Annotated in this window: 22 protein-coding genes; 11 read left to right on the plus strand and 11 right to left on the minus strand. The window is 54.9% G+C overall.

Annotated features, from left to right (window positions below; all coding sequences use genetic code 11):
- Nucleotides 1-451 precede the first annotated feature (451 nt).
- Nucleotides 452-1,285: an EcsC family protein gene (locus ACSMDR_RS04485; RefSeq protein WP_436467242.1), complete on the plus strand. Its 834-nt coding sequence runs from the start codon at nucleotides 452-454 to the stop codon at nucleotides 1,283-1,285.
- 439 nt (nucleotides 1,286-1,724) lie between these two features.
- Here ACSMDR_RS04485 and ACSMDR_RS04490 read toward each other — a convergent pair whose 3' ends face one another.
- Nucleotides 1,725-2,675 carry a transposase gene (locus ACSMDR_RS04490; protein WP_436467244.1) on the minus strand — a complete coding sequence of 317 codons (951 nt, stop codon included), beginning with the start codon at nucleotides 2,673-2,675 and terminating at the stop codon, nucleotides 1,725-1,727.
- A gap of 116 nt (nucleotides 2,676-2,791) precedes the next feature.
- On the opposite strand from ACSMDR_RS04490, the gene ACSMDR_RS04495 reads away from it, so the two are divergent.
- The 9 genes from ACSMDR_RS04495 (at nucleotide 2,792) to ACSMDR_RS04535 (ending at nucleotide 7,915) form a co-directional block, all read left to right on the plus strand.
- Nucleotides 2,792-3,148, plus strand: a complete 357-nt coding sequence (locus ACSMDR_RS04495) for a GFA family protein (RefSeq protein WP_408758663.1) — start codon at nucleotides 2,792-2,794, stop codon at nucleotides 3,146-3,148.
- A gap of 168 nt (nucleotides 3,149-3,316) precedes the next feature.
- On the plus strand, nucleotides 3,317-3,853 hold the full coding sequence (locus tag ACSMDR_RS04500; RefSeq protein WP_436467247.1) for a GNAT family N-acetyltransferase: 537 nt from the start codon (nucleotides 3,317-3,319) through the stop codon (nucleotides 3,851-3,853).
- A 139-nt stretch (nucleotides 3,854-3,992) separates the two neighbouring features.
- The gene (locus ACSMDR_RS04505) at nucleotides 3,993-4,577 is read left to right on the plus strand and encodes a GNAT family N-acetyltransferase (protein ID WP_436467249.1); all 585 of its coding nucleotides are present in this window, start codon (nucleotides 3,993-3,995) and stop codon (nucleotides 4,575-4,577) included.
- A complete protein-coding gene (locus tag ACSMDR_RS04510; RefSeq protein WP_436467251.1) occupies nucleotides 4,577-5,032 on the plus strand; it encodes a GNAT family N-acetyltransferase in 456 nt (151 codons plus the stop codon). The genes ACSMDR_RS04505 and ACSMDR_RS04510 overlap by 1 nt, the downstream gene beginning before the upstream one ends.
- Before the next feature lie 175 nt (nucleotides 5,033-5,207).
- Nucleotides 5,208-5,711: a DinB family protein gene (locus ACSMDR_RS04515; RefSeq protein ID WP_436467253.1), complete on the plus strand. Its 504-nt coding sequence runs from the start codon at nucleotides 5,208-5,210 to the stop codon at nucleotides 5,709-5,711.
- Nucleotides 5,712-5,872: 161 nt separating this feature from the next.
- Nucleotides 5,873-6,301 (plus strand): LIC_13387 family protein, encoded by a 429-nt coding sequence (locus ACSMDR_RS04520; protein WP_436467255.1) that lies wholly within the window; start codon nucleotides 5,873-5,875, stop codon nucleotides 6,299-6,301.
- Nucleotides 6,302-6,400: 99 nt separating this feature from the next.
- A complete protein-coding gene (locus tag ACSMDR_RS04525; protein WP_436467257.1) occupies nucleotides 6,401-6,709 on the plus strand; it encodes a chorismate mutase in 309 nt (102 codons plus the stop codon).
- 162 nt (nucleotides 6,710-6,871) lie between these two features.
- Nucleotides 6,872-7,114: a DUF3297 family protein gene (locus tag ACSMDR_RS04530; RefSeq protein ID WP_005905479.1), complete on the plus strand. Its 243-nt coding sequence runs from the start codon at nucleotides 6,872-6,874 to the stop codon at nucleotides 7,112-7,114.
- A gap of 327 nt (nucleotides 7,115-7,441) precedes the next feature.
- Nucleotides 7,442-7,915, plus strand: coding sequence for a DUF1203 domain-containing protein (locus ACSMDR_RS04535; RefSeq protein ID WP_436467260.1), 474 nt, complete (start codon nucleotides 7,442-7,444; stop codon nucleotides 7,913-7,915).
- A gap of 67 nt (nucleotides 7,916-7,982) precedes the next feature.
- On the opposite strand, the gene ACSMDR_RS04540 is transcribed toward ACSMDR_RS04535, so the two are convergent.
- The 8 genes from ACSMDR_RS04540 to ACSMDR_RS04575 form a co-directional block, all read right to left on the minus strand.
- Nucleotides 7,983-8,351: a DUF1428 domain-containing protein gene (locus tag ACSMDR_RS04540; RefSeq protein WP_436467262.1), complete on the minus strand. Its 369-nt coding sequence runs from the start codon at nucleotides 8,349-8,351 to the stop codon at nucleotides 7,983-7,985.
- 64 nt (nucleotides 8,352-8,415) lie between these two features.
- A complete protein-coding gene (locus ACSMDR_RS04545; RefSeq protein ID WP_436467264.1) occupies nucleotides 8,416-9,777 on the minus strand; it encodes an MFS transporter in 1,362 nt (453 codons plus the stop codon).
- Nucleotides 9,778-9,995: 218 nt separating this feature from the next.
- A complete protein-coding gene (gene cyoE / locus ACSMDR_RS04550; protein ID WP_005905474.1) occupies nucleotides 9,996-10,889 on the minus strand; it encodes a heme o synthase in 894 nt (297 codons plus the stop codon).
- A 5-nt stretch (nucleotides 10,890-10,894) separates the two neighbouring features.
- A complete protein-coding gene (locus ACSMDR_RS04555; RefSeq protein WP_436467266.1) occupies nucleotides 10,895-11,224 on the minus strand; it encodes a cytochrome o ubiquinol oxidase subunit IV in 330 nt (109 codons plus the stop codon).
- Nucleotides 11,224-11,838 (minus strand): cytochrome o ubiquinol oxidase subunit III, encoded by a 615-nt coding sequence (locus ACSMDR_RS04560; protein WP_005905469.1) that lies wholly within the window; start codon nucleotides 11,836-11,838, stop codon nucleotides 11,224-11,226. The genes ACSMDR_RS04555 and ACSMDR_RS04560 overlap by 1 nt, the downstream gene beginning before the upstream one ends.
- A gap of 8 nt (nucleotides 11,839-11,846) precedes the next feature.
- Entirely contained in the window at nucleotides 11,847-13,823 is a 1,977-nt protein-coding gene (gene cyoB, locus ACSMDR_RS04565; RefSeq protein WP_005905467.1) for a cytochrome o ubiquinol oxidase subunit I, read from the minus strand.
- A 3-nt stretch (nucleotides 13,824-13,826) separates the two neighbouring features.
- Nucleotides 13,827-14,834 (minus strand): cytochrome o ubiquinol oxidase subunit II, encoded by a 1,008-nt coding sequence (gene cyoA, locus ACSMDR_RS04570; protein WP_436467269.1) that lies wholly within the window; start codon nucleotides 14,832-14,834, stop codon nucleotides 13,827-13,829.
- A 541-nt stretch (nucleotides 14,835-15,375) separates the two neighbouring features.
- On the minus strand, nucleotides 15,376-15,819 hold the full coding sequence (locus tag ACSMDR_RS04575) for a carboxymuconolactone decarboxylase family protein (protein ID WP_005905463.1): 444 nt from the start codon (nucleotides 15,817-15,819) through the stop codon (nucleotides 15,376-15,378).
- Between the two features lie 121 nt (nucleotides 15,820-15,940).
- Here ACSMDR_RS04575 and ACSMDR_RS04580 point away from each other — a divergent pair, with 121 nt between their 5' ends.
- Nucleotides 15,941-16,852: a LysR family transcriptional regulator gene (locus ACSMDR_RS04580; protein WP_436467271.1), complete on the plus strand. Its 912-nt coding sequence runs from the start codon at nucleotides 15,941-15,943 to the stop codon at nucleotides 16,850-16,852.
- Nucleotides 16,853-16,974: 122 nt separating this feature from the next.
- On the opposite strand, the gene ACSMDR_RS04585 is transcribed toward ACSMDR_RS04580, so the two are convergent.
- Nucleotides 16,975-17,322 (minus strand): DUF805 domain-containing protein, encoded by a 348-nt coding sequence (locus ACSMDR_RS04585; RefSeq protein WP_436467273.1) that lies wholly within the window; start codon nucleotides 17,320-17,322, stop codon nucleotides 16,975-16,977.
- A gap of 51 nt (nucleotides 17,323-17,373) precedes the next feature.
- Nucleotides 17,374-18,345 carry a nucleoside hydrolase gene (locus tag ACSMDR_RS04590; RefSeq protein ID WP_005905397.1) on the minus strand — a complete coding sequence of 324 codons (972 nt, stop codon included), beginning with the start codon at nucleotides 18,343-18,345 and terminating at the stop codon, nucleotides 17,374-17,376.
- Between the last annotated feature and the right edge of the window lie 195 nt (nucleotides 18,346-18,540).

The raw sequence follows: 18,540 nt of genomic DNA on the forward strand, positions 1-18,540 counted from the left end.
ACCAGCCCTGAGCCCACTAAAAGCAGCTGTTGCTCACTAATTGGTTGAACCCGCTCAGGTTTTTATCATCCTCCTCTTCCCATGCCTCAATCAGGGCCCTTATGATAGCCAAACGACAATCAACCTCTGGGGAGAGCGTCATGGCAGCGATGGTTGCTATCTCGCAGGTGAAAGCAGCGAACTGGGGGCTGTAACCCAGGGGCGGTAGCCTTGCTGGAATTTGCCGTAGCCGGCTCCTGAATTATTTCTTTATAAAGGGGCAATGAAAACATTAAACGAGGACGCCAAGCGAATAGGTTGAAGTATCAGAGACAGACTGGTAATAACTTTATTTTTCGTGGCAACTATCAGGGCTGAGCGGAGTTGTGTGGAAGACTCTGTCATCGGATCAGTACCGCCTCTCATCTGATTACTGTTAGACCACCGGCTATCTAAAAAAAGGATTGACAATATGAATTTTGAAGAAAGAGATCTGCGAGATTTGGAGAAAGCTGTAAATCTATTAGAGCAGAATACAATTACAGAAAAAATGACTAAAGTTGTCGGAAAACCATTAGATTACTTGATGGGCAAGCTTCCCAAAGGCGCAGAAAAACAGATTCACAGTATAGTAGAAAAGGCGCTTCACAAAGCTGCAGATGCTGCACTGTGGAGTTTAGATAATGAGCCTAATCGAGAAGCCTCAACTAAGACAAATAAGCTTTTTGCTGCAATATCAGGGGCTGTTGGAGGCGCTTTTGGTTTTACAGCATTAGCTATTGAGCTACCAGTATCAACGACAATCATGCTTCGCTCAGTTGCTGATATAGCAAGAAGTGAAGGCTTTGACCTAGATAAAATTGAGACGAAACAGGCTTGTTTAGAGGTGTTTGCCTTGGGTGGACCGTCTGAGGATGATGATGCTGTCGATACTGCATACTATGCGACAAGGAGCTTCACTGCTGAGGCTATGCAGGTTTTATCCAAGGAACTTGCGGAAATCGCTGCGAAGCAAGCTTCTGCAAATGCAGTCAAGAACCTAACACCGGCACAAACAGGAAAGTGGTTAGCTGCTTTAATAGAAAAAATTGCAGCAAGGTTTGGTGTGGTTATTACGGAAAAGGCAGCTGCTCAAGCTGTACCTATTATCGGAGCAGTTGCAGGGGCCACATTAAATACAATGTTCACTGACTACTATCAAGATATGGCTCGCGGACATTTTATTGTCAAAAGGCTTGAAAATAAGTATGGCTTTGAATTGGTAAAAACTGAATATACGAGAATTTCAAATCCGGCTATGGCCTAACAAAGTATTTCAGCGGAGTTAATCTGGTGGCGCGGCTTCGCCACGCAGGACGCGAGGGCATCTCCCTCGACAAGGTTTCGCCCGCCCTTCGGGCTTGGGCGAGTGACTTTTCTTTGCGTGGCCAAAGAAAAGTCACCAATCGAGCGGCCACCCCCGCTTATTCGCCTGCCTAACCGCAGATATGCCCCCTCCCTCCCTCCCTCCCTCCCTCCCTCTGGGAGAGGGCTAGGCGTGATCTCTCTGAGGAATTATTGGGACATCCACCATTTTGAGCAGACCTTGGCGTGACTGGCTGTGGTTGCCGTGATGGCACCATGATTGAGGGCTTTGGGCCAGGAAGGAGAAAAGCTCGAGATTTTGGCTTGAGAAACGGCTTTTCAGCCAGTGCCAGCCATGGCATCAAAGGCGATGCAGGGGAGTCAAAGTGGTGTACCGCAGCTCAGAATGCAGGTTGGTGACATCGTCGCTGGCCACAATGTTCTGCGTAACGCAGGCAGCGCGCCTTGTCACCCACCACCCTGATACCCCGCCGCCGAAACAGTGTCACTTGTCTTAACCACTGAGCCTTATCAAGGCCCAACCGCTGAAGAATGGGAGCTAGCGCTTCCGGAATATGGCCCCGTTTATCCGTCCTGATAGCCCGACCGGTCCAATCCACCAACATCAGATAGTCAGTGAAGGTAAACGGCAACCCCTCGGGCTGATCTGGGCTGGAAAACGGCAACAGCAGCGGAGGCAATGATGCTTCAGGCGCCTCGTCATCAAGACGCTGCTTGATGCTGGTGTACTCACTTTGCTCCGGCCTGTCGACCAAAGCAGCCCGGATCGGGTTCAAATCAACGTAGGCCATGCAGGCCAGCAGAGCCGGCTCTGTCAGCAAGGCCTGACTTTTGAAACGTCCTTCCCAAAAGTGACCCTTGCAGCCATCTTCCTGATTGGCCTGTCGCGCCATGCTCTCGTTGAGCAGTCGTACAAACCAGCTGATGGAGTGCAGCCGCTGACGCCATTCAGCGATAAGCCCCCGGACCACTTCAAGCTCGGGCGCAATCAGGGATTCATGCTGATACCAACGCCGCACCAACGGCGGCCATTGAAACAGCGCAGCCCAACGTTCGGCCACTTCTCGCTCGCTCCACCTGGCGGCGGTTTCAAACTCGACTTTGAGTACCAGATGATAGTGGTTGCTCATCACCGCATAGGCGCACACCCCGATGGCAAACTGACGTGACAGTTGGCCAAGCCTGTCAATCACCCACTGGCGTCGGTGCTCATAGCTATGGCCAGAATGCGCATCTTGCCCACACAAGAAGGCCCGCCGCACACAGCGACTGACCACATGGTAGTAGGGGGTATCTTGCAGGCTGATCTGGCGTGAACGCGCGATGGTCATGGCACACTCCTCGACGGGCTACCCCATCAAGCGAAGCTGCGTGCTACGCTGCTGTCAAATTGGTGGGTGTCCCAGATTTCTTTCCAGATTTCTTTATATCGAACAAGGAAGTCAGCATGAGCAAAGTGAAAACTTTTAGTGGGTCATGCCACTGTGGCGCGGTCCAATTCGAGATCGATACCGATCTTCCTGAATTAACTACTTGTGATTGCTCTATTTGTGCCCGTAAAAACGCTTTAATGGTTAAAGTTCATGAAACCTCTATGAGAGTTTTGTCTGGTATGGAGTCATTAACAACATATCAATTCCATACAAACACCGCACAGCACTATTTTTGTAGTGTTTGTGGCATTTATCCATTTCATCGAAAACGTGTTACGCCAGATTATTTTGGCGTTAATGTATTTTGCTTAGAGAATTTTGATCCAACGGGTATTCCCGTTCGTGCCACAGTCGGTGCGGGCATGAAATAATAGTGCGCTGAGTTAACACATAACAAAGCGTTCAAGAGGGAATCCTAACGCTTGGGGTTTTTTGTTTGAATTTGTTTTAGTGTTTACGGCGCAATGGCTGCGCTTGGGCGGTTTAGCGTAGTCGCCCCTTAACGCGGCGTTATGCCTTACCATGAGGAAAGAGCGCCTATGTTCAAATTAGAAACCGAGCATTTGATCCTGCGTGATATGAGACTCAGTGATGAAAACGTTTTTGTGGCCATGTCCCAAGATAATAAGTATCAGCGTTTTTACAGTGAGTCAGACTGTGACTCTGATAAGTATCGTCAATTAACAAAGCTGTTTGTAGAGCAAGCAAATGAAGTTCCGCGCAAGTCTTATCAGTTGGCAATAGAAAATAAATTGACGGGTGAGTTTATCGGTACAGTTTGTCTGCGACTTGAACCTGATAATCAAGCATCAATGGGCTGTGGCATTGAACGGAAATCTCAAGGTCAAGGCTTGATAGAGGAAGCGGTTAGAGAGCTAGCGGATTTTGGCTTTAATGAACTGGATGTGCATCGCATCTATGCTGAAACCATAAGCAAAAACCTGGCAGCGATAAAGCTTTGCAAGTCGTTGGGAATGAGGCAAGAAGGGTATTTTCGTGAACATCGCTTTTTTAAAGGGCAATGGTGGGATACGGTCGTCTTGGCTATTCTGCGCAGTGAATGGACACGGGCATAACAAACGCCTCAGAGGGACTGTCAACCCGTGGCGTTTCCCGTCCCATTGAGTCGTAGTGGTTTCGGTTGTGTTGGTTTAGCTTTGTGTTAATGCGCTGCCAGCCCCTTGGGCGGACTTTAGACATAAGAATGGAGGATGCGTGTCGAAAGAGTTATTTTCCCCGGTCATTGAAACCGAGCGGCTAACCATCAGAGCCTTGATGGCCCATGATGCTGAGAGCCTGCTAGGGATATTTTCTGATCCTGAGGTCATGCGTTACTGGAATACGGCGCCGTGGACTTCCATTGAAGACGCCCTGGACTTCATTGCACAGAGCAGCGGTGCGATGCAACGTCAAGAAGCCATCATCCTCGGCATGTATCTGAAGTCCACAGGCAAGCTGGCTGGAAAATGTATGCTCTTTAGCTACGACAGCGCATCCAGGCGCGCCGAGATCGGCTTTGGTTTGAGTCGCGCTTGCTGGGGAAAGGGTTATATCAATGAGGCAGGGGAAGCCTTGATCCAGTACGGCTTCAATGTATTGGGATTAAGACGAATCGAAGCAGAGATAGACCCAGACAACCAGTCGTCAGCGAAAGCATTAGAGAAACTCGGATTTTCCCGAGAGGGACTGCTAAGGCAGCGTTGGGAAGTGAATGGCACTGTCTCCGATTCAGCCATGTATGGACGACTGGTCAGTGACCATCCCGCGCAGCATGGCCAGCACCCAGAAAGCTGCGCCTAATGCCTGAGCGTAAGGTAATGGTATATAGACGCTTTGAAGAAACCGATTTTGAGTGGTACTCAGATTGGTATAAGCATGCTGCCATCAGCAAATGGCTTGGCCCTGTGTTAGATCCGAATTGGTTGACCTGTGTACTGAGTGATGATTCTCCAGCATATGTGTTGCACAGTGAAGGCACGCCTCTTTGTGTCATTGGCATTCAACTTGATGATGGCATCCATGGATTTAATGTGATCACCGACATCGCCGTGAATCCACACCATCAAAAGAGGGGGCATGGGAGAAGAGTCATCTATGACGTCGTATCAGGGGATTTCCCTATCAAAAGGGCCAAATGGGCTGTGTTTGTCGACAATGAAAACGACATGGCCAAGGCTTTGTTTTCCAAGTATGCAACCAGCATATCAAGCAATAGCGACAACATGACCGAGTACCATATTGACTCAATCATGTAAACACCTGGTGCCGAGGTGGTATTCAATCCCTTGCGAGCATACAAAATTTTTTGCGATGGATGAGCTGTAAATTCAGCCCCCACCTTGCTGCTCTCGTCTGCATCATCAATAGAGAAAGGCAGATACCTCTGTGTATACACACTTGCCCCATCAAAAAACAATCCATGGAGAAAGAATGCAATTTCACAAGGCGTTTAAATATAAGAAATGGGCAAACAATGAGCTGCTTGATTTGGGAGAAAGGCAGCTTTCACAACTACCCGAAAGCAATGCCACCTTTTTCATTCGGATTTTAAATCACACCACGGTAGTTGACAGTCTTTTCATTAGCCGTATTTCAGGTGAGCCGGAGAAATACAGTGGGGACAATACCCTTGACACGCCATCATTATCGACATTACGCCAGACGATGGAACAGCACGACGCCTGGCTTGTTGATTTCACGCAAGCCGTGACCGCTGACGAGCTACAGCGTAATGTGACGTTTCGATTTATCGATGGTGGTATTGGGCAGCTGAGCGTAGAGGAGATTTTGCTGCACTTGCTGACCCATGGCAGCAATCATCGTGGCATGGCCTCAAGAGTGCTGGCAGAACATGGTCTTGAACGGCCGAAAGACACGTTTACCCGTTACTTACACGAAACAGAGCCGACAAGAAGAGAGAACATCGGCATCTGACCATCGGTTAAAGACAGAAATCAGGACACCCACCTTTCTGAGCAAGACGCTGCACAGCCAGCGCACCCAAGGTGGATATCCCAGTGTTGGACTTTTCACTCGCGGGAATGGGCTAAAGCCTACCCCTTAACCAAACGTCATGCACATACAAGGAGTTTTTCGTGATCACAAAATACTTATACATCGCAGGCAGTATACCATTCCTTGTACTTGGTATTCTGCATACGGTCTACACAATCACCGACACATTCAACCCCAAGAAATTAATACCATATCAATCTGATGTGATGAGGCTCATGAAATCGTCACCCCTGGCCATCACAAAAGAAACAAATATGTGGCGTGCATGGGTTGGATTTAACATCAGTCACGGTATTGGCATGCTGTTTTTCTCCGTCACTTATTTATACTTATCCACTTTCTATATACCCTTCCTGGAAAGTTCTGTCTTTTTCATGAGTGCGGCGCCAATCATTGCATTGCTCTATCTCGCATTGTCTAAAAAATATTGGTTTAGCATTCCCACCATAGGGTCAACGATCGGTCTGCTGTGTTTCGTTGCAGGGGCATTGGCACAGTTATATAAATAGCAAGTGGTTCAGGCCGTTCGCTTCCTTCACTCGTAACAGGCTAAACCCGCCTCTTAACCAGACGTTATCATGCAAGCCAGAAACAGGAACGCCTCATATATGGAAGTCAGCTGTAGCTCACTGAATGAAGTCCGCGAGCATATCGACAAGATAGATAGTGAAATCGTGGCATTGCTTGCAAGGCGCGGCGCCTTTGTCGCACAAGCCGCGTCCTTCAAGAAGACGACAGAGGAAGTAAAAGCCCCCAGCCGGGTAGAGCAGGTCATCGCCAAAGTCATCTCCCTTGCACAAGAACAAGGCGCCAATCCACAAGTGGTGGAGAGCGTTTATCGCGCCATGATTGCTGCCTTCATCGACGCTGAACTTAACGAGCATTCACGGCTTAAGGAATATAACGTAAAGCCCTGACAACTAGTTCAAATCGCTCGCTCTACTTATTGGGACTGACTAAAGCCAGCCCCTTAATCCGAACGGCATATCCAGTCGTCAACACGGGACGCAGCCCAGCCTTGAGCCCATGGCGGGCATTGCCTACAATGACCCACTTTTTATCACACTCAGGTAAATAAAATGAGCGACACCAAACCAGCACTGCCCGACCACCTTGCCGCCAACCCGCGCAGCCCGCACCATGTGGCCGAGTGCTTCGAACATGAGATTGGCATCCGCCTCAATGGCAAGGTACGCACCAATGTCGAGGAGTACTGCATCAGCGAAGGTTGGGTGAAGATCCCCTCCCCCAAGGCCAAGGATCGCTATGGCAACCCCATGCTGATCACCATCAAAGGCACCGTCGAGGCTTTCTACGCCTAAGGCACATAGTGCCACGGCGCCCTGATCAGGGGCTCTATGTCGTTATCCCAAGACACCGGCCTCGCGCCGGTGTCTTGTTTTAGGCAGCACTCCCATGCGTCCCGGCCAGAGCCACGCCGGGAGCATAGTGCCGCCGAATGACGCTCAATAGACGCCGCCTCAACTCCTGAAACGCCCTCCCCCATTCCACGCAGGGCATCAGACGGCTATCAAGACGATCACCTCTACATCGCTCAACGCGCCAAAAATAGGATTACCTGGCCGAAAGTGGCCAGCATTCGGGCCGGTAATGACTACCATGGCTTTTTCACCTGATCGGACGTCTCCATGAATACCAACTTCATCATCCAGGCTCTCGATAAGAATCTGTTTGCCCACGCCATGGGCATGAATGATAAAGAGCTCGAAGCCGTCAATGCCAGATGGCTGATCGCCGATGCCAGCCCAGGGTATCCCTGCCGGGTCTCCCTGCGAGAAGCCAGTGTGGGGGAAAGTGTGCTGCTCATCTCCTTCCCCTATCACGACGTCGACTCCCCCTATCGCGCTTGTGGCCCCGTGTTCGTGCGCCAGCAGGCCGATACCGCGAAGCTGGGCGTCAATGAGATACCCGACATCTTGCCGGGAAGATTGCTCTCTATCAGGGCCTATGACAGTGCGCACATGATGATCCATGCACAGACCATCCAGGGCACCCAGTTCGAGCAGGCGGTGCGCAGTCAGTTTTCAAGCGAGGCGGTGAGCTACCTGCAGATCCACAATGCCAACCCCGGCTGTTTCAGCTGCGCCGTGTATCGCGCCTGATGTTAGCTCCAGCCCAAAAGAAGAGGCCCACCATCAGGCGGGCCTCTCTTTTGTGGGAGAAGGCAGATCAGGCATTGAGTTCAAGCACCGAACTGAACCCGCCGAAGATCATGCGGGCGCCATCAAACGGCATCGCCTGATTGGCCGGGTTGCTCGGGTCCATTCTGGGGTCTTCCATCATCCTGGCCATGGCGTCATCCCGGATGGCCTTGCTCGGCCACTCGACCCAGGAGAAGACCACTGTTTCATCCTCCTTGGCCGCCACGGCGCGGAAAAAATCGGTCTGCTTACCGTGGGGCACATCGTCCCCCCAGCACTCCAGCACCCGGATCGCACCGTACTCGAGGAAGAGGGGATCAAAGTGCTTGGCATGGTCAATCATGGCCTGCTTGTTGGCCGTGGGCACGGCAATCACGAATCCATCGACATATGACATAACAGCCTCCTTGTTGAGGATCTCAGCATAGCCATGGGGGCTGTTCGCTGCCTGCCCCAGGCCCTCAGCTGGCGACCAGCTGCTCCAGATCGCTGCGCTTGATGCGCCGTGAGTCCACCTTGACGTAGAGGGAGCGCTCGGCGCTGGCCAGCAGCACATCCTTCACCCCCTCCCGGTCGCGCACCTTCTGCTCCAGCGCCGGTGTCGCCTCCACGCCGTCTGGCAGCACAATGCGCAAGCTGCTGACATAGGGCGGCTCCTTCATGGTGAGGCTCAGGCCAAACCAGAGCAGGGCCAGCACGGCGCAGCTGCCAAACACCAATGCGGCGCCCCCCTGGCTGTAGAGCAAGCCTCCCAGGCTGCCGCCGATGGCCACCCCGAGGAACTGGCTGGTGGAGTAGACCCCCATGGCAGTGCCCTTGTATCCCGGGGGCGACTCCTTGCTAATCAGCGACGGCAGCAGTGCTTCCATCAGGTTGAAACCGATGAAGAACAGCTGCAAGCCGGCCAGTATGCCCCACAGCTGCAAGCCGGGTTGCCACAGCACCACCTCGGCTCCGAGCATGGCCAGCACGCAGATCTGGAATACCCGCTTCATCTGCCTGCGCTTCTCGGCATAGATGATGAAGGGCACCACGCTCACAAACGCAATCAGCATGGTGCACAGGAATGCCTTCCACTGCTGGTCACGGGGCAGCCCCGCCTGTTCGAGCAAGGGCGGCAGCGCCACGAAGCTCGACATCAGCAGGGTGTGCACGCAGAGGATGCCGACGTTGAGCTTGAGCAGCCGCGGGTTGGTGAGCACTCTCTTGAGCCCGCCCTTGACCAGGCTGGACTCGCGGTTGAGCAGGTGCGCCTTGGGTGCAGGCACCCACCAGAGGGTGATGGCGATGCCGCCAAAGGCCAGCAAGGCTATCAACCAGAACAGGCCGGAAAGGCCAAGGGCATGGGTGATGAGCGGCCCCGTCACCATGGCGATGGCGAAGGTGATGCCAAAGCTGATGCCGATGAAGGCCATCGCCTTGGTGCGATTCTGCTCGCGGGTCAGATCCGAGAGCAGGGCCATGACGGCGGCGGAGATGGCGCCGCTGCCTTGCAGGGCGCGGCCGAGGATAACGCCCCAGATGGAGTGGGTCAGCGCGGCAATCACGCTGCCCAGGGCAAACATCAAGAGGCCGCCGACGATGAGCGGCTTGCGACCGATGCGATCAGAGAGCAGGCCGCAGGGGATTTGCAGCAGGGCCTGGGTCAGGCCGTAGATACCGATGGCGATGCCGATGAGCGTCTCTGTGGCACCGGCCAGGGACATACCGTAGGTAGTCAGCACCGGCAGTACCATAAACATGCCGAGCATCCGCAGGGAGAAGAGGGAACCGAGCGCCCAGGTGGCGCGCAGTTCACCCCGGGTCATCTTGAAATCATGCATGACGGCCTCAGTGTGATCAAAGGTGTATGGTCGAGGACGGGGGGTCATGGGTAACAAATTCGCGGGAGGGCGCGGGCGCCATCGCGTGGGAGAAAACAGACCTGGCCCTTAGGATCCCCTTATAACAACAGAGCCGGGAAAGTTCCCGGCTCTGGATTCTACTCATTTTCAGGGCAAGATGAACCAGCCGATCTCGACTCTGAGGGCGACCTCAAGGTTCAAGGGAGCATGCTCACCAAGACGGGCACCGCATCGGGCTGGAAGTCCACCGACATCATCACGCTCAGGCAGGTGATGGTCACGATGGAGAACATGAACAGCTTGCGGGCCCACAGGGAGTCATCGACCGCCTGCTTGTAACCCGACAGCGCCATGCCCAGCCACCAGACACTGACGGCCGTGGCCACGATCAGATATTTGTAACCGGCGTAGCCGCCGAGGAACAGCATCAGAGTCGGTACCATGAAGGCCAGGATGTAGAGGGTAATGTGGTGCTTGGCCACAGAGATACCTTTCACCACCGGCAACACCGGGATGCCTGCCGCCTGATAATCCTTGAAACGGAAGATGGCAATCGCATAGGAGTGCGGCATCTGCCACAGGCTGAAGATAGCCAGCAGGATCAAGGCGCCCGAGTCAAACTGGTTGGTCACAGCGCAATAACCGATGACCGGGGGCGCGGCGCCAGACAGGCTGCCAATCAGGGTGCCATAGACAGAGTGTCGCTTCATATAGAGGCTGTAGACCCCCACATAGACAATGAAGCCGAGCACCGCCAACAGGGCCGCCAACGGATTGGCTACCCAGTACAGCAGCGCCACGCCAGCAATGCCAAGGGCGCTCGCGTACCAGAGCGAGACCCCCGGGGCAATGAGCCCCCTCACCAGGGCGCGGTTCTTGGTGCGCTCCATGATGCAGTCGATGTCCCTGTCGATGTAGTTGTTGAACACACAGCCGGAGGCAACCACCAGGGAGACCCCCACCATGGTCATGATGAACAAGGGAAGATCCAGGCTCCCCTTGGATGCCAGCAGGAAACCACCGATAACCGAGATGAGGTTACCGAAGATGATGCCCGGCTTGGTCACTTGCAGGTATTGCTTCATCATCACACCACTCAACTTGGCATCATGTTGATGTTGAGGTTGTACATGATCCACAAGGATCCCCCCACCACGATGGCGATGATTAGCACGGTGAACACCAGGGCGACCAGGTTCCAGCGCTCCTCGGAGGAGGTGTTCATGTGCAGGAAGTAAGCCAGATGCACGAAGATCTGGATGACGGCAGTGGCGACCACAGTGCCCAGGATGAGGTGATGGGAGGCCGTGCCATCCATCACCATCCAGAACGGGATGGCCGTCAGTATTACCGAGAGCACGAAGCCTATCAGGTACGTCTTGGCGCTGCCGTGGCTGGCGCCGTGATTGTCAACAGCATGACTCATTACATTGCCCCCATCAGATAGACCACGGTAAACACACAGATCCAGACCACGTCCAGGAAGTGCCAGAACAGGCTCAGGCACATCAGACGGGTACGGTTACGCTCGGTCAGCCCCTTCTTGGATATCAGCACCATCATGACGATGATCCAGATAAGACCACTGGTGACGTGGATACCGTGGGTACCGACCAGGGTGAAGAAGGCGGAGAGGAAACCGCTGCGCTGCGGGCCGAAGCCTTCGGCGATCAGGTGATGGAACTCGTAGATCTCCATGGCGATGAAGCCGGCACCCAGCAAGAAGGTGACCATCAGCCAGGCCTTGACCGTGCCGACCCGGTTCTGGTTCATGGCCAGCATGCCAAATCCGAAGGTGATGCTGCTAAACAGCAGCAGCATGGTCTCGCCAAACACGAAGGGCAGTTCGAAGATGTCTTTGCCGCTCGGGCCCCCGGCGGTGCCATTGACCAGCACCGCGTAGGTTGCAAACAGAGTGGCAAACAGGATGCAGTCACTCATCAGGTAGATCCAGAAGCCGAACACCTTGGTGGCGCCGGCATCATGGTGCCCGTCATGGGCACCCTGATGATGATTGTGTTGCAGAATATCAGTAGCCATATCGGTTCTCATGCCACCTTGCTGATGTTGTCATGATGCTGACCTTCGATACGTTCGATCTCGTCGACCTGCACGTAGTAGTCCACATCATCGTTGAAGCTGTGAATGATCCAGGTGGCTATCATGCCGACGAAGCCAGCGATGGCCATCCACCAGATGTCCCAGATCATGGCGAAACCAAACACCACACTGAAGGCGGCAATGATGACGCCCGCGCCCGAGTTTTTGGGCATGTGGATCGGGGCATAACGCTGGGGCTGCTGGTAGGCAGTGCCGTCCTGCTTGGCTTCCCAGAACGCGTCCAAGCCAGCGATCTTCGGCTCGATGGCGAAGTTGTAGAAGGGAGGCGGTGAAGAGGTTGCCCACTCCAGGGTACGGCCACCCCAGGGATCGCCAGTCAGATCGCGGTTCTTCTCGCGGTCACGAATACTGACCACCACTTGAATCACCTGACACAAGACGCCGATGGCAATCAGGCCAGCGCCGCAAGCGGCCACCACCAGCCAGCCATGGAAGGCGGGATCTATCTGCTGGCTGACCCGACGGGTCATGCCCATGAAGCCCAGCACATAGAGCGGCATGAAGGCCACGAAGAAGCCGGTGATCCAGAACCAGAAGGAGCGCTTGCCCCAGGTTTCGTCCAGGGTGAAGCCGAACGCCTTCGGGAACCAGTAGGTGATGCCGGCGAAGCAGCCGAACACCACGCCGCCGATGATGACGTTGTGGAAGTGCGCGATCAGGAACAGGCTGTTATGCAACACGAAGTTGGCGGCCGGCACCGACAGCAGCACCCCGGTCATCCCCCCAATGGTGAAGGTGATGATGAAGCCGACGGTCCACAACATGGGCGAGGTGAACGCGATGCGGCCCCGGTACATGGTGAACAGCCAGTTGAAGATCTTAACCCCGGTCGGGATCGAGATGATCATGGTGGAGATGCCGAAGAAGGCGTTGACGTTGGCGCCAGACCCCATGGTGAAGAAGTGGTGCAGCCAGACCACGAAGGAGAGCACGGTAATGGCGATGGTCGCCCACACCAGAGAGGTATAACCAAACAGCTTCTTCTTGCTGAAGGTCGCCACCACTTCCGAGAAGATACCGAACACCGGCAACACCAGGATATAGACCTCGGGGTGACCCCAGGCCCAGATCAGGTTGATGTACATCATCATGTTGCCACCCATGTCATTGGTAAAGAAATGGGTACCCAGGTAACGGTCTGCGGTGAGCAGGGCGATGGTGACGGTCAGGATCGGGAAGGAGGCGATGATCAGGATGTTGGCGCACAGGGCGGTCCAGGTGAACACCGGCAGACGCATCATGGTCATGCCAGGTGCCCGCATCCTGATGATGGTCGCGAAGAAGTTGACCCCGGTCAGCAAGGTGCCCAATCCCGAAATCTGCAGACTCCAGATCCAGTAGTCGACCCCGACGCCCGGGCTGTACTCCTTGCCGGAGAGCGGCGGATAGGCCAACCAGCCGGTCTGGGCGAATTCACCGACCCCGAGGGAGATGTTGATCAGCACCACGGCCGCGGCGGTGAACCAGAAGCTCAGGTTGTTGAGAAAGGGGAAGGCCACATCGCGGGCGCCGATCTGCAGTGGCACCACAATGTTCATCAGACCGATCACCAGCGGCATGGCCACGAAGAAGATCATGATGACGCCATGGGCGGTGAAGATCTGGTCGTAGTGATGGGGTGGCAGTATGCCCTCGCCCCCGGCCGACGCCATCACCTGCTGGGTCCGCATCATCACCGCATCGGCGAAGCCGCGCAGCAACATGACCATGCCCAGGATGAGATACATGATCCCCAGTTTTTTGTGATCCACCGAGGTGAACCACTCCTGCCACAAATATTGCCACTTGCCGTAATAGGTTATCAGCCCGGCAAGGGCCATCCCGCCGAGCAATATGCAGGCAACCGTGACCACGATAATGGGCTCATGGTAAGGGATGGCTTCGAGTGTTAATTTTCCAAACATCTATTATTCCCCGGATACCGCTTGTACTGACTGGCTAGCCATCGGCATATTCATCTGACCGGCATGATCCTGGTGCTCAGCATGTTGCTGGTGTGCACTGTGATCCATGCTCTGGCCATGACTCATATCCATTTTTTCGCCTGCTTTCATCTTCATGCCATGACCCATGAACTTATTGATCACCTTGGTGAACAGGGCCGGGTCGGCACTGGAGAAATACTCTACCGGATGGTATTGGCTGGGTTTGGCGAGCACATCAAACTCACCCATGGTCATGAGCGGCTTGGACGACTGCTTCACCTTGGCGACCCAGGCATCGAAACCGGCCTGATCCGGCGTGGCGATCGCCTTGAACTTCATGCCAGAGAAACCGGCGCCGCTATAGCTGCTGGAGATACCGTCGTATTGACCGGCCTCGTTGGCGATAAGGTGCAACTTGGTCTGCATGCCAGCCATGGCGTAAATCTGACCGCCCAGGCTAGGAATAAAGAAGGAGTTCATGACCGAATCTGAGGTGATACGGAAATTGACTGGCGTATTGGCCGGGAAAGCCAATTCATTGACAGAGGCTATGCCCAATTCCGGATACACGAACAGCCATTTCCAATCCAATGAGATCACATCAACCTGAACAGGTTTGACGTCAGATACCAAAGGTTTGTATGGATCGAGCTCGTGCGAGGTTTTCCAGGTGATCACTGCCAGGATGGCGATGATGATGACGGGAACCGTCCAGACGACAACTTCTATCTTGGTAGAGTGGGCCCAATCCGGTGCATAAGTGGCACTGGTATTGGAAGCGCGATATTTGCGGGCAAATACCACTGCCATGACGATGACTGGAATAACCACAATTAACATCAAATACAATGCTGTTAATATCAGTGACTTTTCTTCCAGGCCAACTTGGCCCTTGGGATTCATTAATGCCATATCGCAACCACTCAACAAACCAGTGACGGCAATTAATAGCAAAACCCCCAAGCCCTTCTTATATTCCAAAGGTCTCATGCTACTTCCTTTATCTATCTTGCAAGACGTAAAGCTATAAATAAAACGCATTATTTTGAGCAAGACACACCCATGTGAACAACATGAAAAATTAATCGAAGCAAATGGTTACTTTTTGGAAACCATATGTCAGCGTCTCATTAACTAATCGCGAAGCTGATCTAAACAAATAAGTGACCCAAGCGAAACTCAAAAAAGTCATCCCTAAGCAAAATGAACAATACCTGAACAGTTGGCACTGTGAAGAGTGGGGTTAATGAGCAAACCCTGGAATCGAGATAAATGCAGGGAGGCCGCAGCAGACGGGCAATCCACTCATCTCCAAAGTTGGATTAATTATATTTCCAGACCACTCTTGCCATGAATATCATCCAGGGGCTGTGTGTCCACTCAAGGCAATTTAACCAAAAACAAACAAATAAAAACATAATGGAAACATTGACTCGCAATAAACATTTCATTGCGATGCATGTTATTGCGGCTGCGCCATATCAATATGCCCTACCCCAGGCACACTCTGGCACCTGGAGTGGGGCCTGGATTAACGGCAGTCATGTTCCATCTGGGTGGCAACCGCGACCCGGTTCCAGGCATTGATGGTGATGATCTGCATCAGACACTGGGCCAGCAGGGCATCCCCAAGCAGTTGCTGTGCTTGTCGATAGGTGTGTTCGGTGACGCCCTGCCCGGCAATCAGGGTCACCTCATCGGTCAGCGCCAGGACGGCGCGCTCACGCGCATCGAAGCGCGGAGACTCGCGCCAGGCTGCCAGCGCCAGCAGACGCTGGGGGCTCTCTTGCATCTTCATCGCCACCTCGGCATGCATCTGGATGCAATAGGCGCAACCATTGATCATGGAGGCGCGCAGCTTGATGAGCTCCTTGAGGCTGAGGGGAATGTCCGTGCTGCCGAGATAGGATTCGAGGCCCATCATGGCTTGGATGGCGGCGGGGGCCTGGCTGGCCAACTTGATACGGTCTGGCATTGTGATGCTCCTGTGAGAGATGCCCGATGTTGGGCGACAACGGCATTGTCCATCCACTCACTGGCAAATAGAATACAGCTACAAACCGCAACAGTTTTGCGTTTACCGCAAAGGAGTCACAGTGCTGGATCGTGTCCGTATCCTGGCCCAGGTGGTTGAATCAGGCAGCTTCTCCCGCGCTGCCCGGGCCCTCAATCTGGCCCCCTCCTCGGTAACCCGTTCCATAGACAGCCTGGAAGCCCAGCTTGGGGTTCCCCTGTTCAAGCGCAGCACCCGCCAGCTGCTGCTGACCGAACAGGGGGAGTATTTCCTGGCGCGCTCGGTGCGACTGCTGGAGGAGGCCGATCAGCTGGTGCAATCCCTACAGCCTTTGCACGAAGCGCCCAGCGGGGCGCTGCGAGTCTCGGTATTCGAGAGTTTCGGCGCGGCTTGCCTCTCGCCGCTGCTGCCCGAGTTTCTGGCTCGCTACCCCCGGGTGCGTCTCGAAGTCGAACTCGATAACCGCCTGGTGGATCTGGATGCCGAAAACGTGGATGTGGCGATCCGTATTGGTCGCCCGGCCGACAGCAGCCTGCATGCCCGCCATTTGCTCACCAATCACTCCCTGCTGGTCGCCTCACCCGCCTATCTTGCCCGCCATGGCGAACCCGCCACGCCATACGAGATAGCCGGACACAACTGCCTGATCCGTGGTCATGGCCGCCAGCGTCAGCACTGGTATTTCAGCCAGGGCTCACAACAGTGTCGGGTCGCCGTGCAAGGCAATCTCACCTCCATTGGCGGCACCCCGCTGCTCGATGCAGCCCGGGCCGGCTGCGGGCTCTTGTTGTTGTCGAGCTGGATGGTGCAGCGCGGGATCAATGAGGGGAGCCTGCAGCGGGTGCTGCCGGGCTGGCAGGCTTCCCCCTATGAGAGCCGCAACGACGAGATCCATGCGGTGTTTCGCGGTGGCCGCTTCCTCAAGCCGCAGACCCGCGCCTTCATCGACTTTCTGGTCGAACGGCTCCCGGCCCTGCAGGACGCCCCCTCATAACCACATTGCTAGCGGCATGAAACGTCAATCTTGGCGAGCGGGCAATGAGGGGAACTACTGGGGAAGCAAAACGCGCAGATTGCCTGCGCGCTTTGGGTCAATCAACAGGTGACGGGCGCCACTCAAGCAGCCTTGGGGTCTTCGCCGAAGCGATTGGGGCCAGCCTGTCCCTCACAGATCATGAAATAGAGGAAGACCAGCGTGCCGGCGACCGGGATCAGGTTGATGAGCAGCCACCAGCCACAGCGGTCCGTGTCATGCAAGCGGCGCACCCCGACGGCCAGGCTCGGCAGCAGCACCACCAGGGAGTAGAGGTTGGCGATCTGCTCCTTGAGACCAATCAGCTGGCCAAGCAGACCCAGCACCAGGGCTATCCCCAAGTTGCAGAGCACAAACATCCAGTACTCCTTGCGCCTGGCCCGCCCGGTAAAGACAGCGTATTTCTTCATAACGACCAAATACCACTCCATAACACCTCCAGATATAAACAAAATGAACGGTTTAAACTTGGCCTCCCTAGCCTAGTCCCGCTGCTTGCTCCAGTCGATCAAGGTCCGGCGATAGAGGGCAAGCAGGGCATTCGCATCGACGGCCACCCCGACGTCCTGAGCCCGAAAACGGGCCCAGTCGTCATGGGGATGACGCCGCTCATCAAATTTTTGCAGCGTGTGACCGATGGCCGGCCCCGAGGTGATGACCCGCACCGGCCCCCGACGCAGGGTAAAGAGCGCAGGGTTGATGACATAGGCGATGGCCGAGGGATCGTGAACATGACAGCCATCCATGCCGATACGGTCTGAATAGAAGCGCAGGTAGAAGCGACTGACGTCCCAGATGAAGCGACCCGGCACTCCGGCCTCATCGCGCAGGGCATCCAGATAGGCGCCACTGAACATGCTCTGCTGAGTGACGTCCAGTCCGATGATGACCAGAGGCCAATCGGCGGTGAAGACCCGATCGGCCGCCTCGGGATCGTCATGGATATTGGCCTCGGCATAGGGAGTCACGTTGCCGCGATGGCCGTTGACGCCGAAAGCGCCCCCCATCACCACCACCTGCTTGACCAGGCTCACAATCTCGGGGGCCTTTTCAAGAGCCAGGGCCAGATTGGTCAGCGGGCCTATGGTCACCAGGGTTATCTCGCCGGGTGCGGCCTTGAGTTGCTCGACGATATACTGCCAGGCGGGGCGGGGATCGGCACTCAGGCTCGGCTCGCCAGCCTCAACATCACCAAAGCCATGGGCACCGTGCACGACTGTCGTGGGCCCGACCGGTGGCCGTACCAGCGGCGCGGCGGCGCCCTTTGCCACATCGGCCTGCATGGCGAAGGTCTCTTTGAGCCAGAGGGCATTGCGGGTGCCATCCGCTATGGTGGCGTTGCCAAAGACGGTGGTGATCCCCACCAGCTCGATGGCGGGATGGGCCTCGGCAAAGAGGATGGCCATGGCATCGTCGATGCCGGGATCAGTGTCCAGGATGATCTTGGTGGTCATGATAGGCTCCAGCTGGAAAAGACCCCCAGTGTAGCGACTCCGTGGCACCCTGTCTGGGGGTGGCTCACACTCCCCTGCCCCCCTCAATTGCCCTCTTTGACCAATTTGGCGACCTGGCCCCGTATTTATGGCCCCCAGCCTGTTATAGTCCCTCAGGAGCGGGCCACCATGACAACAAGCATAAAAGGTGTACCC

The organism is Aeromonas molluscorum (assembly GCF_051376105.1).
GTDB lineage: Bacteria > Pseudomonadota > Gammaproteobacteria > Enterobacterales > Aeromonadaceae > Aeromonas > Aeromonas molluscorum.